Below are 20,101 nucleotides of genomic sequence, written 5' to 3'. Positions count from 1 at the left end.
CCGGATCAGTAGGCGAAGGCGAGCTGGCGCTCGGCGTCTTGTTCGACCGGCTCCGCAGGAGCCTCGGGGCCAGCCTTCGCGTAGGAGAGCAGCAGACGGGTCTCGACGACGAAGAGGATCGCGTAGAGCAGCGTGAACACCGACAGCGAGATCGCGACCGTGCCGACCGACAGGCTCGGCGAGACGCCGTCGGCGGTGCGGAGCATGCCGTAGACCACCCAGGGCTGACGGCCCATCTCGGTGAAGATCCACCCGAACGAGTTGCCGAGCACCGGCAGCGGGATCACCCAGACCGCGGCCCGCCACACCCACCGGGGCACGGTCGGATCGCCGGTTCTGCGGCGTAGCCGCTGAAGCCACCTCCCCGGCGCCCCGGTGAGGGCCAGCAATACGGCGGCGACGACCGCGGCGAGCATGCCGACGCCGATCATCAGGCGGAACGTCCAGTAGGTGACCGGGACGATCGGGCGGTAGTCGCCCTCGCCGTAACGGGCCTGCTCCTGCCGCTGGACGTCGTTGATCCCCTCGACCTCACCGTCGAACGTGCCGGTGGCGAGGAACGACAGGATGCGCGGAATCCGGATGCTGAAGATCTCGTCGTCGCCGTTCAGCGACCCGATCGTGAACACCGAGAACGACGCCGGGGCGACCGTGTCGTACAACGCCTCCGCCGCCGCCATCTTCATCGGCTGCTGCTGGGTCATGATCCGGGCCTGCGTGTCACCGCTGAGCGCGACGCCGACCGCGGCGAACAGCATCACCCAGGACGCCAGCCGCAACGAGGGCCGCATGACGTCCTGGTGCCGGCCGCGCGAGAGGTGCCACGCCGACACCCCGATCACCAGCGCCGCTCCGGTCATGAAGCACGCGAACAACACGTGCGGAAACGCCGAGAGCAGCGTCGGGTTCGTCAGCACGGCGAGGAAGTCGGTCAGCTCGGCCCGTCCGCTGAGCGGATTGATCCGGTACCCGACCGGGTGCTGCATCCACGAGTTCGCGGCCAGGATGAAGTACGCGGAGAGCATCGTCCCGATCGAGACGACCCACATGCACCCGGCATGGGCCCACTTCGGCAGCCGGTCCCAGCCGAAGATCCACAGCCCGAGGAACGTCGACTCGAGGAAGAACGCGAGCAGCGCCTCGATCGCCAGCGGTGCGCCGAAGATGTCGCCGACGTAGCGCGAGTAGTCGCTCCAGGCCATTCCGAACTGGAACTCCTGGACGAGACCGGTCGCGATGCCGATCGCGAAGTTGATCAGCAGGAGCTTGCCCCAGAACTTCGCCGCGCGCCGGTAGTGCTGTCGTCTCGTCCGGACGTAGGCCGTCTCCAAGATCGCGACCAGCAACGACAGCCCGATCGACAGCGGCACGAAGACGTAGTGGTAGACGGTCGTGATGCCGAACTGCCAGCGCGCGAGATCCAGCTCGTTCATAGAATGACTACACCACGTAGACGACTGGCCCGCCAACATGGCGTGCCACACACGCGCGAGGCGCCCCGGCCGATGGCCGGGGCGCCTCGCGGAACGACGTTGAGCTAACTCGCGCAGAGCCGGGTGGCGAGGGTCTCCAACACCGGTAGCGCCGCGTCGATCGCGGCCCGCTCCTCCGGCGTCAGCAGGTCGAGCTGTGCTTGCAGTGCCTTCGATCGGACGCCCGACAACCGGGTCAGGAACGCTTCGCCCTCGTCGGTGACGCGTACCAGATACGCACGCCGGTCGGCCGGATCGCTCTCCCGCGCCAGGAATCCGTTGTTCTCCAGCAGCGCGACGATCCGGGTCATCGTCGACGGGGTGACACCCTCGCGGAGAGCCAGGTCACCGGGGCGGATCGGGCCTTCGCGGCGCACGGTGCCCAGCGCCGCGACCGAGCCGGGCCCGAGTTCGGTCGGCTCGGTGCGGCGCAGCGCCCGCGACAGCCGGGCCAGCGCGCCCGGCAGCCGCATCGCCACCTGGTCCTGCGCGGCCACGGCGTCTTCTGCGATCGCAGAAGACGCGGTGACGGAGGGCGCGGTCACGGTGCACCGTCTCCGCGGCGGCCCGCGGCGGCCGTCGCTGCCGGCTCCCCTCCGGGGACGACTGGGGTAAGCGGCACGGCGCCCTCCACATCGGCTTCGAGATCCTCGGCGGCGGCAGCCGCGGCACCACCGTCGGCAGCGGCCGCGGCGGCAGCGAGCCGGCGGGTGCCGGTGCTTCCGCCGACCAGCGACGCGAGCGCCGCCACCACCATCATGAGGGCCGCTGTCACGAACACGACCACCAGCCCGTTGTGGAACGGCTCCGAGATGAGCGCCGGGAAGTACTCCTTGCCGGTCAGCGTGGCCGCGTTGGCCGCCGGGATCTGGTCGAGCGCACCGGTCGGCCCGAGCAGTTCGGCCAGCGGGTTGAACCCGAGGAACGCGGCGAACAGCGTCCCGACCGGTGGCAGCTGTGCGACCTGCCCGGCGATCTGGGGCGAGACGCCCTGCGACTGCAGGCCCTGGTCGAGCGTCTGCGGCAGGTGCGACGAGAGCCCGGCGATCATCAGCGAGAAGAACACGCCGATCGAGAGCGCCGAGCCCGCGTTGAGGAACATGGCCCGCATCCCGGACGCGACACCGCGCTGATCGGCCGGTACCGCCCCCATCACCGCCGCGGTGTTCGGCGAGCTGAACAGGCCCGAACCGATGCCGTTGAGCAGCGTCAGCAGGGCGAACACCCAGTACGGGAAGTTCACCGGGATCAGCAGCAGCCCGACGAACGAGGCCGCGACGAGCAACAGGCCACCCACCGCGAACTGCTTCGAGCCGAACCGGTCCGACAGCCACCCCGAGACCGGGCCGGCCACCAGGAAGCCGATCGTCACCGGCAGCAGGTAGATCCCGGCCCAGAGTGGCGTCGACTCGTAGTCGTAGCCGTGCCGGGGAAGCCAGATGCCCTGCAGCCAGATGATCAGCATGAACTGCATACCGCCGCGGCCGATCGCGGACAGCAGCCCGGCGAAGTTCCCGGCCGCGAACACCTTGTTCGTGAACAACGAGATCTGGAACATTGGGAACTTCACCCGGGTCTCGATCACCACGAACGCCGCCAGCAGAACCACGCCGCCGACCAGGCCGCTCACCACCCAGGGGTTCGTCCAGCCGGTCGAACGGCCGCCGTAGGGCTGGATGCCGTACGTGATCGCCGCCAGCAGCACCCCGAGCCCGACACCGAACGTGATGTTGCCGAGCCAGTCCACCGGGTCGGTCTCGCGCTTGGAGAGCTCGCGCAGCGACCGGTACGACCAGACCGTGCCGATGATCCCGAGCGGGACGCTGACCCAGAACACCGCTCGCCAGTGCCACTCGGAGAGCAGGCCACCGAGGACCAGCCCGATGAACGACCCGGCGATCGCCGCCACCTGGTTGATGCCGAGCGCCATCCCGCGCTGGTTGTTCGGGAACGCGTCGGTGAGGATCGCGGTCGAGTTCGCCATGACCATCGAGCCGCCGATGCCCTGGACGACCCGCCAGCCGATCAGCCAGAGCGCACCGGCGTCGCCGACCGCCGGATCGAGCGAGAGGGCGACCGACGAGATCGTGAAGATGACGAAGCCCAGGTTGTAGAGGCGCACCCGGCCGTACATGTCGCCGAGCCGGCCGAACGTCACGACCAGCACCGCGGACACGAGCAGGAAGCCCATGATCATCCACAGCAGGTAGCTGACGTTGTTCTCGTCCAGCGGGTTGAGCTCGATACCGCGGAAGATCGCCGGCAGGGAGATCAGCACGATCGACGAGTTCACCGTGGCCAGGAGCATGCCGACGGTGGTGTTCGAGAGCGCGATCCACTTGTAACGCGGGTGATCGCGGTCGTAGCGCGAGGCGGAGGGCACATCCGGCGCAGACGTCGACGAGCGAGGTGGCATGCTCCCAGATTAGTTGCTTGATGCGTACTAATCATTTCGGCGGTGCGGCCACTTCTGTGACAGGCCTTACAAGCAGCGGTGACCGGCTCCCCCGTGGAGCCGGTCACCGTGCGGCAGTGCTCAGCCGGCTACGGCGGTGAGCACACCGGTGGAAACTCCGCCGGTCACGACCTGCATCAGGACGGTCAGCGCGGCCCGGCCGTCGACGGTCAACAGCTGGCCACCCGGCCGGCGCACCGCCCGGACCGGCACCTCCAGCAGGTCCGCGGCCCGCACCAGCGTTCCGGCCGACCACGGGTCGCCGACCCGCACCGCGAGCCCGTCCGGACCCCCGCGTCCGGGCCCGACCGCCAGCAGCGCGGCCCGCCAGGCGGCCGCCGCGACCACGAGCTCCCGGCGACGCCGCCCCGGCCCGACCGCCGGGCCGACCGTCCGCAGCGCGGCGGCCCCCGCGGACGCCGACCGCGACAGCACGTCCTGCACCTGGGCGCCGGACTCCCGGGGAACCGTCACCCGGTGGATCTCGTAGCGGTGGCGACCGCCCTGGTACCCCGACTCGACGGCGGCCAGCGGCGCGACCGCGGCCAGCGCCGCGACCAAGCGGCGCGCGGCGGCGTCGGTGTCGAACTCCGCGAGCAGGCCGGGCTCGACCGACACGCGCTCCGGACGTGAGTGGTGGACGGTGGGTCGAGTACTGGGCGAGCGGCACACTCCGGGCCGCGCCGCCGAACGAACCAGCATGGCCGCCTCGAACGGCGCCCATGCGGGATCGAGTGGTGCGCGGACCATCGCTGCGCGCAGCGCGTCCACCTCCGTGCGGATCATGGTGACCTCCCAGCCCGTCAGGTCCCGTGTTCTCCGTTGCCGCAGAGCATCCGCGCAGCCCGACCGCTAGGCCGCAGATCTGAGCTACTTCTGAGGAGTCCGCATCTTCCCGGCTAAGCACTGAAATCCGCTGGAAACAGGAGCCTTCTTCCGTCACAGGCCGGCCGGCCACTAACGTGTCTGCGTGAACTCGGGCTACAGCGGCACGCCGTTGCCTCGCAAACTAGGGGTGAAGCCCGGGCTCCGAGTCCTGCTCGACCACGCTCCCGAGGCGTTCGCGCTGGACGACCTCCCGGACGGCGTCACGATCGACCGCGCGCCCGCCGACGGCGAGCCCTACGACGTCGCGCTGGTCTTCTGCGCGGACGCGGCGACGCTGCACGAACGGTGGCCGGTCCTGCACCGGCGGACGACGTCCGCGGGCGCGCTCTGGGTGGCCTGGCCGAAGCGCGCCGCGAAGATCCCCACCGACCTGGACGACGGCGTGGTGCGGGAGTACGGGCTGACGCACGGGCGGGTCGACACGAAGGTGTGCGCGGTCGACGAGACCTGGTCGGGGCTCAAGTTCGTGATCCGGGTGGCCGATCGCTGACCGCGACGCCGGTGTCCACTTGTCGCGATAGTGAAATAGGTCAACTGAACCGATACCGAGCACCAGAACTTACGGATATCGAGTGTCGTAGTGCACTCGATATCCATTACCCGCAGTGGGCATGCTCGGCATCGGACAGGGTCGCGGCGTAGCCTGGGCAGTTGCGGCTACCGGCTTGCCCGGCCGCGAAAAACTACGAACCGTACGCACGAGTAGCTGAGAAGAAGGCGAACACGCGGCCGTGTCGACGCAGAACAGCACCTCCACACAGACCGAGGACTCACTGGCGGCCTTCGGGGCCAACGAATGGGTGGTCGAGGAGATCTACCAGCAGTACCTCGCCGACCCGGCCAGCGTCGATCCGGCCTGGCACGAGTTTTTCGCCGACTACAAGCCGAACGGTGGCGGCGCCATGGCGGGCGGCTCGTCCGGGAACGGCACCGCCGCTCCGGCCGCCGACCGCGCTCCCTCGTCGAACGGTTCCGTGCCGACCCCGGCCACGCTCGCCGCGAAGACCGGCCCGAAGCCCGCGCCGCCGCGTGGCACGCCCGCCGCGTCGGCGCCGAAGCCCGGCCCGGCGGCTCCGGCGGCTCCGGCGGCCTCGGCGCCACCGGCCGCGAGGCCCGCGCCACCGCGTGGAACCTCTCCGGCGCCCGCGAAGTCGGCCCCTGCCCCGGCGAAGGCGGCCCCCGCACCGGCAAAGCCGGCTGCGTCTGCGTCTGCGTCGAAGCCGGCTGCGGCCGAAACCGCGACGGAGAAGCCCGAGAAGACCGGTCCGGAGACCAGGACGATCCGAGGCGCCGCGGCGCGCATCGTCCAGAACATGGAGGCCTCGCTCGAGGTTCCGACCGCCACCAGCGTGCGGGCGGTACCGGCGAAGCTGGTCGCCGACAACCGGATCGTCATCAACTCGAATCTGGCCCGCTCGCGCGGCGGCAAGGTCAGCTTCACCCACCTGATCGGCTGGGCCCAGGTCAAGGCCGCCATCGACCACCCGGAGATGAACAACTCCTACCTCGAGGTCGACGGCAAGCCCGCGCTGGTCATCCCCGACCACGTCAACCTCGGCCTCGCGATCGACCTGCAGCAGAAAGACGGCAGCCGCTCGCTCGTCGTCGCCAGCATCAAGAAGTGCGAGACGATGGACTTCTCGCAGTTCTGGCAGGCCTACGAAGACATCGTCCGCCGCGCCCGTAACGGCAAGCTGACCACCGACGACTTCGCCGGCACCACGATCAGCCTCACGAACCCCGGCGGCATCGGCACCGTCCACTCGATGCCCCGCCTCACCAAGGGCCAGGGCGCGATCATCGGCGTCGGCGCGATGGAGTACCCGGCCGAGTTCTCCGGCCTCTCCGAAGAGCAGCTGGCCGCGGCGGCGATCAGCAAGGTCATCACGCTGACCAGCACCTACGACCACCGCATCATCCAGGGTGCCCAGTCCGGTGAGTTCCTCAAGCGGATGCACCAGCTGTTGCTGGGCTCCGACGGGTTCTACGACGAGATCTTCGCGTCGCTGCGCATCCCGTACGAGCCGGTGCGCTGGGTCCGGGACGTCACGACCGTGCACGAGGGCGAGATCGACAAGACCTCGCGCATCCTCGAGCTGATCCACTCCTACCGGGTCCGCGGCCACCTGATGGCCGACACCGACCCGCTGGAGTACCGCCAGCGCCGCCACGCCGACCTCGACATCCTCGAGCACGGCCTGACGCTGTGGGACCTCGACCGGTCGTTCCCGGTCGGCGGCTTCTCCGGTCAGAAGACGATGAAGCTCCGGGAGATCCTCGGGGTGCTGCGTGACTCGTACTGCCGCCGGGTCGGTGTCGAGTACATGCACATCCAGGACCCGGCCGAGCGCGCCTGGATCGCCAAGCGCGTCGAGGTCAAGCACGCCAAGCCCGACACCGAGACGCAGAAGCGCATCCTGTCGAAGCTGAACGAGGCCGAGGCCTTCGAGACGTTCCTGCAGACGAAGTTCGTCGGCCAGAAGCGGTTCTCGCTGGAAGGCGCCGAGGCGGTCATCCCGCTGCTGGACGAGGTGCTGCAGGCCTCCGCCGAGGAAGACCTCGACGAGCTGGTCATCGGCATGTCCCACCGCGGCCGCCTGAACGTGCTCACGAACATCGTCGGCAAGCCGTACGAGAAGGTGTTCAACGAGTTCGAGGGCAACATGGACCCGGAGTCCACCCAGGGCTCCGGCGACGTGAAGTACCACCTGGGCGCCGAGTCGAAGTACACGACGCCTGACGGCCAGCACACGATCACGGTGTCGCTGACCAGCAACCCGAGCCACCTCGAGGCCGTGAACCCGGTTCTCGAGGGCATCGTCAGGGCCAAGCAGGACGTGCTCGACAAGGGCCTCGAGGGCTTCACGGTGCTGCCGGTCCTGCTCCACGGCGACGCCGCGTTCGCCGGTCAGGGCGTGGTCGCCGAGACGCTCAACCTGTCCCAGCTGCGCGGGTACCGCACCGGCGGCACCGTGCACGTCGTCGTCAACAACCAGGTCGGGTTCACGACCGCGCCCGCGTACTCGCGATCGAGCTTCTACTCGACCGACGTGGCCCGGATGATCCAGGCGCCGATCTTCCACGTGAACGGCGACGACCCCGAGGCCTGCGTCCGGGTGGCCCGGCTCGCGTTCGCGTACCGCCAGGCGTTCCACAAGGACGTCGTCATCGACCTGGTCTGCTACCGCCGGCGGGGACACAACGAGGGCGACGACCCCTCGATGAGCAACCCCGAGATGTACGCGATCATCGACAACAAGCGGAGCGTCCGGAAGCTCTACACCGAGGCGCTGATCGGCCGCGGCGACATCACCGTCGACGAGGCCGAGGAAGCGCTCAAAGACTTCCAGGGCAAGCTCGAGCAGGTTTTCCGCGCCACCAAGGACTCGACGCAGACCGCCAGGCGCGAGCCGACGCTGCAGTCGAACCCGTCGTCGCAGGTCGTCGAGACCGCGGTGCCGCTCTCGCTGATCCACCGGGTCGGCGACGCACACGTCGAATACCCCGAGGGCTTCCACCCGCACGCGCGGGTCAAGCCGCTGATGGAGCGGCGCCGGAAGATGTCCCGGGAGGGCAACGTCGACTGGGCGTTCGGCGAGATCCTCGCGCTCGGCACGCTGGTGGCCGAAGGCCGGATCGTCCGGCTGGCCGGTCAGGACTCCCGCCGCGGGACGTTCGTCCAGCGGCACTCGGTGCTGATCGACAAGGAGAACGGGTCGGAGTTCACCCCGCTCGACCTGCTCGGCGCGCGCAACAACCAGGGCACCGGACGGTTCTTCGTCCACGACTCGCTGCTGAGCGAGTACGCGGCGATGGGCTTCGAGTACGGCTACTCGCTGGCCATGCCGGACGCGCTGGTCCTCTGGGAGGCCCAGTTCGGTGACTTCGTGAACGGCGCCCAGACCGTCATCGACGAGTTCGTCTCGTCCGGTGAGGCGAAGTGGGGTCAGCGCTCGGGCGTCGGCCTGCTGCTGCCGCACGGCCAGGAGGGCCAGGGCCCCGACCACTCGTCCGGCCGGATCGAGCGGTTCCTGCAGATGTGCGCCGAAGACAACATGACGGTCGTCGACTGCACGACGCCGGCGAACTGGTTCCACCTGCTGCGGCGCCAGGCGCTCTCCGGCCTGCACCGGCCGCTGATCGCGTTCACGCCGAAGTCGCTGCTCCGGCACCGGGCCGCGGTCTCCTCGCTGGAGGAGTTCACGGACGGCAGCCGCTTCCAGCCGGTGATCGACGACCCGGGCGTCGACGGCGTGAAGCCCGACCCGGCGAAGGTGAAGCGGGTCCTGCTCTGCTCCGGCAAGCTCTACTACGACCTGGCCGCGGCGCGGGCGCAGCGTCAGCTCGACGACGTGGCGATCATCCGGCTCGAGCAGCTGTACCCGCTGCCGGTGGAAGAGGCGCGCAGTGTTCTCGGCCGCTACCCGAACGCCGAAGACCACGTCTGGGTGCAGGAGGAGGCCGCGAACCAGGGCGCCTGGAGCTTCGTCGCGCTGAACCTGCTCGAGCAGCTCGAGGGCATCCGGCTGCGCCGGGTCTCCCGGAAGGCTGCCGCTTCGCCGGCCGTCGGCTCGGCGAAGGTGCACGAGCAGGAGCAGAAGGCGCTGATCGAGGCGGCTCTGCCGACTCAGCGCTGATGTACTTCACCGACAAAGGCATCGAGGAGCTGGCCGCGCGTCGCGGGGAAGAGACCGTGACGCTCGGCTGGCTCGCCGATCAGCTCCGCGATTTCGTCGATCTCAACCCCGACTTCGAGGTTCCGATCGAGCGGCTGGCCACGTACCTCGCCCGCAGCGACGACGACGAGGACGAGTAGTCCGGCGAACGGTCCGGCCGTTCCGCGCATGACAGAGACACCCGGGCACCGTCCCTTATGGTGCCCGGGTGTTCACACGTCTGAGTCTCTCCGTGGCGACTGCTGTCGCCCTCGCCGCCGCCCTTAGCGGGTGCGGCACCATCTCTGACGCGGTCGCGGACGCCACCGCGTCGGCCTCACCGTCACCCTCCCCGACCGAGGCCCGGGAAGGCCGGGTGCTGACCTCTCCGGAGGCCAAGTCCGCGCTCCCGGTCCTCACCGACCTGACCGGCTCCGGGTGGAAACCCGGCACGCCGACGGCTGACGACGACCAGCCGAGCGTCACGCCGGCCGAGTGCGCCCCGCTCGTCACCGCCACCTCGGCCGACTTCCCGGACTACAAGTCGAAGCTGGCGGTGCGGGAAGAGGTCACGTTCACGAACGAGTCCTCGGGCTACACCGACCTCAACTTCGAGGTCGCGTCCTGGACGAACGCGGCCGACAGCGCGCTGCCGATCGACGCGTCCGCGCTCATCGACAAATGCACGTCGACGATCACCGGCACGTACGCCGACGGCACCGTGCAGACGATCACCGCGAAGCGCCTGACGCCGTTACCGCTCGGCGACAAGCAGGTCGCGATGCAGTTCTACGCCACCAACAGCGGGGTGACGGTGTACCTCTCGGTGTTCGAGGCCACGTTCGGCCACAACCTGATCACCGCCGTCCAGACCAGCACGTCCTCCGAGGACCCCCAGAAGACGTTCGAGCCCGTGATCAACGGAATCATCGCCGATCTCTCAGCCTGACCGACCGATCAGTGCCCGGGTGCAATCCCCTTGCAATGCGGCGTGACACCGTCGGTTGACGGCGTGACGGTGGAGGGGTGATCTTGGCTCGGACGAGGAAGCCGGCAGGCCGGGGTGGAACGGAGGCGGCTGTCGAGCAGCGGACCGACGCCGTCGCGGACCACCTCTTGGAGCTCTGGAAGCAGATCCTGCGCACCGACGACATCACGCTCGACGACGACTTCTTCGACCTCGGGGGGAACTCGATCGCCGCGATCCGGCTCGTGCCGGAGATCGAGGAGCGGTTCGGCGTCGAGCCGCACGTCCTGCTCGTCTTCGACTATTCGACGCCGCGCCGGATGGCGGTGGCCCTGACCGAACTCGGCGCGACACCGCCGGCGGGGTCACCGGCGGGGTCACCGGCGGACAGCCCGAGGTCACCGGCAGGTAGCCCGGTCCGGCCGGAGCCGATCGGCCCACCGTCGCCGGACACGCTCGCGTGAACGCGGGACCCGCGCCCGGCGCCAAGGTACGGAACGGCGTCGCGGAGGCCGGCGGGGCACCGTCCGATCGGCTCCGGCCGGACCGCGACTTCGTGCGGCCGGCCGAGTCGCCACCGTGACCGAGGAACTGGCCCACGACGCGCGCTTCCGTGAGGCGCTGGCCTGGCAGAACCGGACGTTCCTGGCCACCTGCGTCGATCGCCGGTCCAGGCATCCGCGACGGGACGGTAGCGTGCGCCGTCGCGAGGCCGCGATCATCAGCTATGCCCAGCGGTACGCGGCCAAGAACGAGTCGATCGGATTCTTCGGTCCGGTCGGCTGGGCGTCGTGGCACCCGACGGGACCGGCGGCGACCGACCAGGGAGGTCGACGTCCGCTTCGGGCCCGAGCTGTTGCGCGAACTCGGTCCGCCGCTGTCGTTGGTCCTCGACAGCGGGCGCTGGTTGGCGGCCCGCGTCGGGGCAGAATGCCTCGACCGCTTCGGCGAGTACTACGACCGGAAACGGCGGCGCGCCGACGGCGACCCGATCGCGCTCGCCGGCCTGCTGGCGCTCGCGACCCGCGACTTCTACACCGAGGCGCGGATGCCACCCGTGGTGGCGGACGCGGTCGCCGAGCTCCAGCACAAATGGCGCACCGTGCTCCGGGTTCCCGCCGGTGTCACACGCCACGACGTCCGGGTCGCGGACATCGCCGCCGCCGTTGCCGCCGAGTTCGCGTCGCCCCGGCCGGCCTGGGTCGGCGGCCTGACCCACTCCCCCGACATGATGATCGCGGCGCCGTCGGCCGAGGCGATCAACCAGGGCCGGTACCGGTTCGTCCTCGGAGAGTTGCACGTGGCGTTCAACACGGTCGAGAGCCGGGCGCTGGTCGAGCAGAGCCCGGATGAACAGCGCCTCCTGGCCATGGCCGAGACGCTGGCCGGCGGACGTCGCATCACGACCGTCGCGCACCGCGCCTGAGGCGCCGGCCGCCCCGCGGCCGCCGCCGAGCACTACCGGGCCGCGGTGCGGCTGGCCGACCGGCTCGGCGCCCGGCACTGGGCCGACAAGAGCCGCCATGCGATGGCCGCACTGTACGCGGCGTGTGGCGAGCTGACGCTCCGGTAGCCGAGTCGACCGAGCGCGCCGACGTGGGCTAGAAGTCGTTCTCCAGCACCACCTTGCCGAAGACGTCTCCCGATTGCAGGTGGGCGAAGGCGTCCCGGGCCCGGGACAGGGGGAACGTCGAGTCGATGATCGGACGGAGGCCGGTACGGGCGCACAGGTCCATCAGACCGGCCAGCTCCTCCGCCGACCCCATCGACGTCCCCAGGATCGAGATGTCGAGGAAGAACACCCGGCGCAGGTCGACGGTCGGGAGGTGGCCCGAGGTCGCCCCCGACACCACCAGCCGCCCGCCCGGCTTCAGCGACTTCAGCGAGTGGTCGAACGTGGCCTCGCCGACGGTCTCGATCACGCAGTCGACACGCTCGGGCACCCGGGCGCCGCTCTCCAGCGCGACCGCTCCGAGCTTCTCGGCCCGCTCCCGCTTCGACGCGTCCCGGCTGGTCGCGTACACGGTCGCGCCGAGCGCGCTGCCGATCGCGACGGCCGCGGTGGCGACCCCGCCGCCTGCCCCCTGCACCAGCACGGACGAACCCGCGCCCACCTGCCCGCAGGACACGAGCATCCGGTACGCGGTGAGCCACGCCGTCGGCAGGCACGCGGCTTCGGCGAACGAGAGCTCGGCCGGCTTGGGCACGAGCGACGCCTGCGGCACCGCGACCTTCTGCGCCAGCGTGCCGGGGAACTTCTCCGACAGGATCGAGGTCTTGCCACTCTCCGGATCGGCGACGACCGAGTAAATGACGACCTCGTTGCCGTCCGGGTCACGGCCGGCCGCGTCGCACCCGAGGATCATCGGCAGCTGTGCGGCGGCGAGACCGACGCCCCGCAGCGACCAGAGGTCGTGGTGGTTGAGGGCGCCGGCGACCACGTCGACCACCGCCCAGCCGTCGGGCGGCGTCGGGTCCGGCACTTCGCCGGTCTCGAGCGCGGACAGCGGATCGGCGTCATCGAAGCGTGCGGCGTATGCGGCGAACATTTTCTCAAACTATCGACGGGTGGGCCCGGCGTCGCTGTGAACCGCAGCACGCGCGAAGACCTCGGTGACGAACGGCCGCAGCACCCGCGCGATGTCACGCACGGCGTCGCCGCTGCCGACCGTGGCGTGGCTGATCGCCAGCCGGACGATCGTCTCGGCGAACAGCCCCACGTCACCGGCGTCCAGCGAGGGCCAGTGCGTGCCGATCACCGTGACCAGACGGTCCCTGGCCATTTCGATCACCGGTAGGCCGCGTGTCGTGACCAGCGGCAGCAGATCGTCCCCGCAGAGGATCGCCTTCACCATCGGGTTGTCGGCCGCGCCGGCGAGGAAGACGTCCAGCGCCGACTCGACGGCCAGGTACGGGTCGTCCGCGTGTGCGGCCACCGCGTCGGAGACCGTGCCGAGGAACCGGTCGGCCTCGCGCAGGACGTACTGCTGGGCCAGCTCCTCACGCGAGCCGAACAGCTGGTAGACGGTTTGCCTGCTGAGGCCCGCGACGTCGGCGACGTCGGACATCCGGGTCTGTTGCCAGCCCCGGTCGCGAACGAGCTGCTCCACGGCGTCGAAGATCGCCTGGCGCATCCCGGCCCTGGCCCGTTCGACGTAGTCGCGTCTACTCAAAGGCGAGCTCACCGCGGGAGTAGCGGGCCTCGAGCGACGCCCGCGCGGGCTCGTGCAGGTTGGCCCGGTCGAGATCGCCGTCGTAGTGCGCGATCACCTTCGGATCCATGATCCGGCGCCAGAGCGGCGGGAACAACGCCACGACGATCATCGTGGCATAACCCGCGGGCAGCTGCGGAGACGTGTCGTACGTGCGCAGCACCTGGTAGCGCCGCACCGGGTTCGCGTGGTGATCGCTGTGGCGCTGCAACTGGTACAGGAACATGTTCGTGACCAGCCGGTTCGAGTTCCAGCTGTGCTGCTCGTCGACCCGTTCGTAGCGCTTGCCGTTGAACGAACGACGCAGTCCGTAGTGCTCCAGGTAGTTCACGACCTCGAGGAACGAGAACCCGAGCACGGCCTGGGCCACGAGCAGAGGAATCACGGAGAACCCGAAAACCATCGACAGCAGCAGGAACAGCACCACGGTCATCGCCCACCCGTTGAGCAGATCGTTGCGCCAGGTCCAGCGACTCCGGCTCCGCAACGCGAACCGCGAGGACTCCAGTCGCCAGGCCGAGACCAGGCTCCCCCACACCGTCCGCGGCCAGAACCGCCAGAAACTCTCGCCGAGCCGCGAGCTCGCCGGGTCCTCCGGCGTCGCGACCCGGGTGTGGTGCCCGCGGTTGTGCTCGACGTAGAAGTGGCCGTAGCCGGTCGGCGCCAGCGCGATCTTCGACAGCCAGCGCTCGACGTTCTCCCGCTTGTGTCCGAGTTCGTGGGCGGCGTTGATCGCGATGCCGTTCACCGTGCCGAGCGAGGCCAGCACGCCGAGCTTGCCGACCCAGCCGAGCCCGCCGTCCCGCCACTGCCAGCAGCCCAGCACCAGGCCGCCCAGCTGCAGCGGGAGGTACAGGAACGTCAGCCAGCGGTAGTACCGGTCGGCCTGCAAGCCGCGGGCCGCCTCCTCCGGAGGGTTGCCGACGTCGTCTCCGCCGACCAGATCGACCAGTGGGATCAGCACGAACACCAGCAGGGGCGTCAACCACCACCACCCCTGGACGCCGGTCTGCGACACGATGCCGTAGCTCAGGAACGGCAGGATCGGCACCACGACCGCCGAGGGCCACAGGTACCGCCGCCCGTCCCGCCACGAGTTCGTCGTCATGGACCCGGTCCTCTCCGTGGAGGAAAACCTCGACAACGAACGATGGCATCCGAGATACTGCGCTGACAAGAGGGCAGCGAATGTCAGCGCAACTGTCACGAGGGGGCGCCGTGTCGTACCGCGAGAGCAACCCGAAGCCGCCGTCCGGCCCTTGGCACGGCGCGCTCAGCACCGCGCTGATCTTCGGCAGCGCGGCCTGGATCCTCGTCTACACGCTGCTCGACGTGCGTCCGGTCGAAGCACTGGGCGCCTGGAACTACGTCGGCGTGCTGGGGCTCGTGGTCCTCAACACGATCGTCGGCCGAACCTGGCGAGGCACCCCCTACGCCCGCCCCACCCACACGTCCCGCCTCTAGAAAACACGCCGCAGGCGAGAAGTAGCGACCCGGAGCCCGCCCACTCAGCTGTCAGCGTTGTTCTGGGCGGGCCGCCCACTCAGAAGAGACGGCGGCGGCGACGGCTGGGGCGACGCGGGGATCGAACGGGCTCGGGATGATGTGGTCGGGCCGCAGTTCGTCGGCCACGACAGCGGCCAGTGCCTTGGCCGCGGCGAGCTTCATGCCCTCGGTGATCGACGTCGCCCGGACGTCGAGCGCACCGCGGAAGATGCCCGGGAACGCGAGCACGTTGTTGATCTGGTTCGGGTAGTCGCTCCGGCCGGTGGCGACCACCGCGGCGTACTTGTGCGCGACGTCCGGGTGAACCTCGGGGTCGGGGTTCGCCATCGCGAAGATGAACGAGCCGGGCGCCATCGTCGCCACCGCCGACTCCGGGACCTGACCGGACGACAGGCCGACGAACACGTCCGCACCCTTGAGCGCTTCCTCGATCGAACCCGTGATCGCGGAGCGGTTCGTGATCGCGGCCACCTCGCTCTTGACCGGGGTCAGGTTGCCGCGGCCGAGGTGGATGATGCCCCGCGAGTCCGCCACCGCGATGTCGCCGACACCGGCCGCGAGCAGCATCTTGGTCACCGCGACGCCGGCCGCACCCGCGCCGGACACGACGACCCGCAGGTCGGCCAGGTTGCGCCCGGTGAGCCGGGCCGCGTTCTCCAGTGCCGCGGTCGCCACGACCGCGGTGCCGTGCTGGTCGTCGTGGAAGACCGGGATGTCGAGCCGCTCGGCGAGCGCCGCCTCGATCCCGAAGCAGCGCGGCGCGCTGATGTCTTCGAGGTTGATGCCGCCGAACGAGGGTGCGAGCCGCACGACCGTCTCGATGATCTCGTCGGGGTCGGTCGTGTCCAGGCAGATCGGGATCGCGTCGATGCCGCCGAACTTCTTGAAGAGGACAGCTTTGCCCTCCATGACCGGCATCGCGGCCTTGGGACCGATGTTGCCGAGGCCGAGCACGGCGGTGCCGTCGGTCACCACGGCGACCGTGCGCGACGCCCAGGTGAACTCGTCGAACAGCGCCGGATCCTCGGCGATCGCGCTGCAGACCCGGGCGACACCGGGCGTGTAGGCGATCGAGAGGTCGTCCCGGTTCTCCAGCGGGATCGTCGCGGCGATCTCCATCTTTCCGCCGCGGTGCGCGGCGAAGACCGGATCGGGACCGTTCTCACTGTCGAAGACGGAGGGGTTGATGGGCAGGGCGCTCACAAGGGGCTCCTCGACTACGGGCGCGGCGGACGGTGCGGCAGGACCCCACGGTCGTGGGTGCGGCGGTCGCGTCACCCGGGGGTCGCCCGGAGAGAGACACAGGATTCTCGCACGAGTGGATCGATCAGGTGTACCACGTATTGGGACGGGTGCGGTAAGTCACTGCGTCCCTGCGAAATCCTTCCTGGTCAGGATACCCAGCCGCGACAGCGGCCAGAAGCGCAGAGCGACACGTCCGTACACGGCGGCCGGACCGTACCGACGCGAGTCGTCGGCGACCGCCTCGTTGTCGGACGAGAGCCACCAGCCGTCGTCGACGCGCCGCACCGCGCGCTTGACCACCAGCAGGTCGGGACGCGCGGGGAACGCGCCGACCACGACGTCGCCCGCGTGGACCCTCGCCGTGCGACGGACCAGCACATGGTCACCGTGCTTGAGGGTAGGAACCATCGACGGGCCGCTCACCAGGATGTGAACCCAGCGAGACCGTCCGAGCGACCGCTCGGCAGGGGTGAGAGGAGGCACGTACCACCCGGAGTAGGGTTCGTTAAGTAGTCGTTCGTCGGACGCATCATCCCACCGGAGGACTGATCCCATGCGGTTGCCGCGCTTCCTCGCGCCGCGCACTGTCGCACACGCCCACTGCGACCTGCCCTGCGGCGTCTACGACCCGGCCCAGGCCCGGATCGAGGCGCAGTCGGTCAAGGCCATCATCGAGAAGTACCACGGCAACGAGGACCCGGTGTTCCGCACCAGGGCGATCGTCATCAAGGAGCAGCGGTCCGAGCTGGTCAAGCACCACCTGTGGGTGCTGTGGACCGACTACTTCAAGCCGCCGCACTTCGAGAAGTACCCGCAGCTGCACACGCTGTTCAACGAGGCCACGAAGCTCGCCGGCGCGTCCGGCGGCAAGGGCACGCTGGACGTCGCGGTCGCCGACCAGCTTCTCGGCAAGATCGACGAGATCGCCGAGATCTTCTGGGAGACCAAGAAGGCGTGACGCCCGACAGTTCGCCGGCCGCCTCCACGTCCGTGGGGGCGGCCGGCGCTGCCGTCTTCCTGGTCCGCCACGGCGAGACGGAATGGTCGAAGTCCGGCCAGCACACCAGCAACACCGATCTGCCGCTGACCGAGGTCGGCGAAGCCGCGGCGACGGCGCTCCGCCCGCTGCTCGCCGAACTGCTCGGCACCCGAACCCCCGCTCTCGCGCTGTCGAGCCCGCTCCGGCGCGCCCGGAACACGGCCGAGCTCGCCGGTGTCCCGGTGGAGACCGACGACGACCTCCGCGAGGTCGACTACGGCCGTTACGAGGGCATCACCACCGCGCAGATCCGCGAGCAGGAGCCCGGCTGGTCGGTCTGGACCAGCCCGAACCCCGGCGGCGAGACCGTCGAGCAGGCCGGGCACCGCGTCGACCGGGTGCTCGAACGGACGCGGGCCGCGCTGACGTCGGGGAACGTGGTGCTGTTCGCCCACGGCCACATCCTGCGGGTGCTGACCGCACGCTGGCTCGGGTTGCCGGCCTCCGGCGGCCGGCTGTTCGCACTGAGCACCGCCACCGTGAGCGTGCTCGACACCGAGCACGACGCGCCGGTGATCCGCCACTGGAACCTCCCGGCGGCCTGGTCGTGAGCTGGCAGGTTCGCGAGGCGACCGCGGACGACGTGGCCGACATCGTCGCGATGGTGCACGAGCTGGCCGCCTACGAGAAGGCCCCGGACGAATGCACGCTCACGTCCGGCCAGCTGGAGGCGGCCCTCTTCGGCCCGGCCCCGGCGGTGTACGCGCACGTCGTGAGCGGCGACGACGGCAGCACCGTCGGCTTCGCCCTCTGGTTCCTGAATTTCTCCACCTGGCGTGGCGTCCACGGGATCTACCTGGAAGACCTCTACGTGCGTCCGGAGGCGCGCCGCAGCGGCGCAGCCCGCGCACTGCTCTCCCGGCTGGCCCGGATCTGCACCGAGCGCGGCTACGCCCGGTTCGAATGGTGGGTGCTGGACTGGAACGCCCCGGCCCGGGACGCGTACGCCGCGATGGGCGCGAAAGCCCTCACCGAATGGATCCCGTACCGGGTCGACGGCGAGGCGCTCGGACGCCTGGCCGGCGAGTGAGTCCACAGCTATCACCCGAGCGACTCGCGTGTGGACTCCCCTCAGAACCGGCTGAGCCGTAAAGTGCGGTCGGGGGAACACCGCATAGCGAGACAAAGACCATAGTGCGCGACGGCACACGGGGAGGGGTGGCGTGGAGGCGACGGCAGCATACGTACCCGGCTCCCGGGCACCAGGAGACGCCACCAGCAGCCTTTCGGCGGCACCGCGGGCCGGAGGCCCTCTCGCGGAGGGACAGAGCGTGGACGGCGATCCTGATGCGGACCTCGTTCTACTGACCCTTCCCGCGAACAGCGTTTACCTATCGGTGCTCCGCACTGCGACGGCCGGGCTCGCGGCCCGGCTGCACTTCACGCTCGACGAGATCGAAGACCTGCGGATCGCGGTCGACGAGGCCTGCGCGATGCTGCTGGACGGCGAGGAGCTTCCCGACTCCGAGCTGCACTGCCGCTTCACCCTCACCCCCGACGAGATCGCCGTCACCGTCACCCTTCCCGGCGTCCGCCGCAGCTTGCCCCCGCAGAACACGTTCGCCTGGCAGGTCCTCACGGCCCTGACCGGCGAGGTGGACGCCGAGGTCAGCAACGACCAGCTCACCATCGGGCTGGTCAAGCGGCGGAGCCGGACTCCGTGAACAACTCGCGACGTCCCGGCAACCCCTCGTCCGACCCGGCCGTACGTCCGGCCGGTCGGCGTGAGGTCCGGGCGGAGCACGAGTCTTCGCGGGTCCCGGTCCCGGCCGGTCCGGCCGACGACCACACGCCCGACGAGGGACATCCGGAGGAACGGGCGCCGCTGCGGCGGGCCCCGATGCGCCGCCAGGCGCCGTCCGAATCCGACACGCCCGACGTCGTGGTCACCGCGGCCGAGCGTGACCGGCACGCGTCCCACGAACTGTTCCGGCGGCTGCAGGCCTGTGTGCCGGGCACCCCGGAGTGGCGGACCCACCGGGACGAACTCGTCCGGCGGCACCTGCCGCTGGCCCACTACCTCGTCCGGCGGTTCGCCGGCCGGGGCGAGCCGATGGACGACCTGGTGCAGGTCGCGACCATCGGCTTGATCAAGGCGGTGGACCGCTTCGATCTCGAACGCGGGGTCGAATTCTCCACATATGCAACACCTACGGTGGTTGGCGAAGTCAAACGGCACTTCCGCGACCGCGGCTGGGCGATCCGCGTTCCGCGGCGGATGCAGGAGCACACCCTCGCCGTCTCCCGGGCCACCGGCGACCTGTTCGGCCGCCTCTCCCGCTCCCCCACGATCGCCGAGCTCGCCGGCTACACGCAGCTCACCGAGGAGGAGGTCCTCGAGGCGATCGGCTCCGCGCACGCGTACACCACCGTCTCGCTCGACGTCGAACTGGCGGACGACGCGCCCGGGGGCGCCGCCCACCCGGCCGCGTGCGACGCCCAGGCCGCGCTGGAGAACGTCGAGCACCGAGCCTCACTGCGCCCGCTCCTGAGCCGGTTGACGTCCCGCGAGCGGCAGATCCTGGCGCTCCGATTTTTCGCGAACATGACCCAATCGGAGATCGCCGCGGAGATCGGCGTGTCCCAGATGCACGTCTCGCGACTACTCAGCCGGACGTTGGCACACTTGCGTGAGGGTCTGGAACACCCTGAGTAGTGGCGG

The 20,101-nt window shown here is 69.9% G+C and carries 21 protein-coding genes; 12 read left to right on the top strand and 9 right to left on the bottom strand.

The window, feature by feature from the left end:
• Positions 1 to 5: 5 nt before the first annotated feature.
• From ACIBZJ_RS22985 to ACIBZJ_RS22970, 4 genes are all read right to left on the bottom strand, one after another.
• Entirely contained in the window at positions 6 to 1,433 is a 1,428-nt protein-coding gene (locus ACIBZJ_RS22985) for a cytochrome ubiquinol oxidase subunit I (RefSeq protein ID WP_395932722.1), read from the bottom strand.
• A gap of 104 nt (positions 1,434 to 1,537) precedes the next feature.
• Entirely contained in the window at positions 1,538 to 2,017 is a 480-nt protein-coding gene (locus tag ACIBZJ_RS22980) for a MarR family winged helix-turn-helix transcriptional regulator (protein WP_395932720.1), read from the bottom strand.
• Positions 2,014 to 3,888: an MFS transporter gene (locus ACIBZJ_RS22975; protein WP_395932718.1), complete on the bottom strand. Its 1,875-nt coding sequence runs from the start codon at positions 3,886 to 3,888 to the stop codon at positions 2,014 to 2,016. The genes ACIBZJ_RS22980 and ACIBZJ_RS22975 overlap by 4 nt, the downstream gene beginning before the upstream one ends.
• 120 nt (positions 3,889 to 4,008) lie before the next feature.
• Entirely contained in the window at positions 4,009 to 4,713 is a 705-nt protein-coding gene (locus ACIBZJ_RS22970; RefSeq protein WP_395932716.1) for a hypothetical protein, read from the bottom strand.
• Between the two features lie 184 nt (positions 4,714 to 4,897).
• Between ACIBZJ_RS22970 and ACIBZJ_RS22965 the strand changes: the two genes are divergently transcribed.
• The 6 genes from ACIBZJ_RS22965 (at position 4,898) to ACIBZJ_RS22940 (ending at position 11,863) form a co-directional block, all read left to right on the top strand.
• Positions 4,898 to 5,305 (top strand): DUF3052 domain-containing protein, encoded by a 408-nt coding sequence (locus ACIBZJ_RS22965; protein WP_395932714.1) that lies wholly within the window; start codon positions 4,898 to 4,900, stop codon positions 5,303 to 5,305.
• A gap of 241 nt (positions 5,306 to 5,546) precedes the next feature.
• The gene (locus tag ACIBZJ_RS22960) at positions 5,547 to 9,452 is read left to right on the top strand and encodes a multifunctional oxoglutarate decarboxylase/oxoglutarate dehydrogenase thiamine pyrophosphate-binding subunit/dihydrolipoyllysine-residue succinyltransferase subunit (protein ID WP_395932712.1); all 3,906 of its coding nucleotides are present in this window, start codon (positions 5,547 to 5,549) and stop codon (positions 9,450 to 9,452) included.
• Positions 9,452 to 9,631, top strand: coding sequence for a DUF6104 family protein (locus tag ACIBZJ_RS22955; protein ID WP_395932710.1), 180 nt, complete (start codon positions 9,452 to 9,454; stop codon positions 9,629 to 9,631). The genes ACIBZJ_RS22960 and ACIBZJ_RS22955 overlap by 1 nt, the downstream gene beginning before the upstream one ends.
• Positions 9,632 to 9,699: 68 nt before the next feature.
• Entirely contained in the window at positions 9,700 to 10,419 is a 720-nt protein-coding gene (locus ACIBZJ_RS22950) for a hypothetical protein (protein WP_395932708.1), read from the top strand.
• 167 nt (positions 10,420 to 10,586) lie between these two features.
• A complete protein-coding gene (locus ACIBZJ_RS22945; RefSeq protein ID WP_395932706.1) occupies positions 10,587 to 10,901 on the top strand; it encodes an acyl carrier protein in 315 nt (104 codons plus the stop codon).
• 392 nt (positions 10,902 to 11,293) lie between these two features.
• Entirely contained in the window at positions 11,294 to 11,863 is a 570-nt protein-coding gene (locus tag ACIBZJ_RS22940; protein ID WP_395932704.1) for a hypothetical protein, read from the top strand.
• Between the two features lie 175 nt (positions 11,864 to 12,038).
• Here ACIBZJ_RS22940 and ACIBZJ_RS22935 read toward each other — a convergent pair whose 3' ends face one another.
• From ACIBZJ_RS22935 to ACIBZJ_RS22925, 3 genes are read right to left on the bottom strand one after another with little or no spacing between them, the layout of a single operon-like run.
• Positions 12,039 to 12,986 carry a zinc-binding dehydrogenase gene (locus ACIBZJ_RS22935; protein WP_395932702.1) on the bottom strand — a complete coding sequence of 316 codons (948 nt, stop codon included), beginning with the start codon at positions 12,984 to 12,986 and terminating at the stop codon, positions 12,039 to 12,041.
• Positions 12,987 to 12,995: 9 nt separating this feature from the next.
• Complete coding sequence (locus ACIBZJ_RS22930) at positions 12,996 to 13,622, bottom strand: TetR/AcrR family transcriptional regulator (RefSeq protein WP_395932700.1); 627 nt, start codon at positions 13,620 to 13,622, stop codon at positions 12,996 to 12,998.
• A complete protein-coding gene (locus tag ACIBZJ_RS22925; RefSeq protein ID WP_395932698.1) occupies positions 13,603 to 14,757 on the bottom strand; it encodes an alkane 1-monooxygenase in 1,155 nt (384 codons plus the stop codon). Before ACIBZJ_RS22925 ends, ACIBZJ_RS22930 begins: the two co-directional genes overlap by 20 nt.
• A 110-nt stretch (positions 14,758 to 14,867) precedes the next feature.
• On the opposite strand from ACIBZJ_RS22925, the gene ACIBZJ_RS22920 reads away from it, so the two are divergent.
• Positions 14,868 to 15,113, top strand: coding sequence for a cell division protein CrgA (locus ACIBZJ_RS22920; protein ID WP_395932696.1), 246 nt, complete (start codon positions 14,868 to 14,870; stop codon positions 15,111 to 15,113).
• A gap of 51 nt (positions 15,114 to 15,164) precedes the next feature.
• Here ACIBZJ_RS22920 and ACIBZJ_RS22915 read toward each other — a convergent pair whose 3' ends face one another.
• A complete protein-coding gene (locus tag ACIBZJ_RS22915) occupies positions 15,165 to 16,358 on the bottom strand; it encodes an NADP-dependent malic enzyme (RefSeq protein WP_395932694.1) in 1,194 nt (397 codons plus the stop codon).
• A gap of 159 nt (positions 16,359 to 16,517) precedes the next feature.
• A complete protein-coding gene (locus ACIBZJ_RS22910; RefSeq protein WP_395932692.1) occupies positions 16,518 to 16,955 on the bottom strand; it encodes a S24 family peptidase in 438 nt (145 codons plus the stop codon).
• Here ACIBZJ_RS22910 and sodN point away from each other — a divergent pair.
• The 5 genes from sodN to ACIBZJ_RS22885 all read left to right on the top strand — a co-directional run bounded on the left by sodN (position 16,954) and on the right by ACIBZJ_RS22885 (position 20,095).
• On the top strand, positions 16,954 to 17,358 hold the full coding sequence (sodN, locus tag ACIBZJ_RS22905; RefSeq protein WP_395932690.1) for a superoxide dismutase, Ni: 405 nt from the start codon (positions 16,954 to 16,956) through the stop codon (positions 17,356 to 17,358). The genes ACIBZJ_RS22910 and sodN overlap by 2 nt on opposite strands.
• A complete protein-coding gene (locus ACIBZJ_RS22900) occupies positions 17,355 to 17,990 on the top strand; it encodes a histidine phosphatase family protein (protein WP_395932688.1) in 636 nt (211 codons plus the stop codon). Before sodN ends, ACIBZJ_RS22900 begins: the two co-directional genes overlap by 4 nt.
• Positions 17,987 to 18,469 (top strand): GNAT family N-acetyltransferase, encoded by a 483-nt coding sequence (locus tag ACIBZJ_RS22895; RefSeq protein WP_395932686.1) that lies wholly within the window; start codon positions 17,987 to 17,989, stop codon positions 18,467 to 18,469. Before ACIBZJ_RS22900 ends, ACIBZJ_RS22895 begins: the two co-directional genes overlap by 4 nt.
• Positions 18,470 to 18,710: 241 nt before the next feature.
• A complete protein-coding gene (locus ACIBZJ_RS22890; protein ID WP_395932684.1) occupies positions 18,711 to 19,103 on the top strand; it encodes a hypothetical protein in 393 nt (130 codons plus the stop codon).
• Positions 19,100 to 20,095, top strand: coding sequence for a SigB/SigF/SigG family RNA polymerase sigma factor (locus tag ACIBZJ_RS22885; RefSeq protein ID WP_395932682.1), 996 nt, complete (start codon positions 19,100 to 19,102; stop codon positions 20,093 to 20,095). Before ACIBZJ_RS22890 ends, ACIBZJ_RS22885 begins: the two co-directional genes overlap by 4 nt.
• Positions 20,096 to 20,101 lie beyond the last annotated feature (6 nt).

Origin of the sequence: Cryptosporangium sp. NPDC051539, from assembly GCF_044454545.1 — a bacterium.
Classification (GTDB): Bacteria; Actinomycetota; Actinomycetes; order Mycobacteriales; family Cryptosporangiaceae; genus Cryptosporangium.
This window is presented reverse-complemented; position numbering and strand designations above follow the sequence as displayed.

Excerpts from the sequence above, each read along its gene's own strand:
- ACIBZJ_RS22910 (WP_395932692.1), bottom strand. The coding sequence starts at position 16,955 with ATGGGATCAGTCCTCCGGTGGGATGATGCGTCCGACGAACGACTACTT.
- ACIBZJ_RS22970 (WP_395932716.1), bottom strand. The coding sequence starts at position 4,713 with ATGATCCGCACGGAGGTGGACGCGCTGCGCGCAGCGATGGTCCGCGCA.
- sodN (WP_395932690.1), top strand. The coding sequence starts at position 16,954 with ATGCGGTTGCCGCGCTTCCTCGCGCCGCGCACTGTCGCACACGCCCAC.
- ACIBZJ_RS22925 (WP_395932698.1), bottom strand. The coding sequence starts at position 14,757 with ATGACGACGAACTCGTGGCGGGACGGGCGGCGGTACCTGTGGCCCTCG.
- ACIBZJ_RS22935 (WP_395932702.1), bottom strand. The coding sequence starts at position 12,986 with ATGTTCGCCGCATACGCCGCACGCTTCGATGACGCCGATCCGCTGTCC.
- ACIBZJ_RS22955 (WP_395932710.1), top strand. The coding sequence starts at position 9,452 with ATGTACTTCACCGACAAAGGCATCGAGGAGCTGGCCGCGCGTCGCGGG.
- ACIBZJ_RS22985 (WP_395932722.1), bottom strand. The coding sequence starts at position 1,433 with ATGAACGAGCTGGATCTCGCGCGCTGGCAGTTCGGCATCACGACCGTC.
- ACIBZJ_RS22975 (WP_395932718.1), bottom strand. The coding sequence starts at position 3,888 with ATGCCACCTCGCTCGTCGACGTCTGCGCCGGATGTGCCCTCCGCCTCG.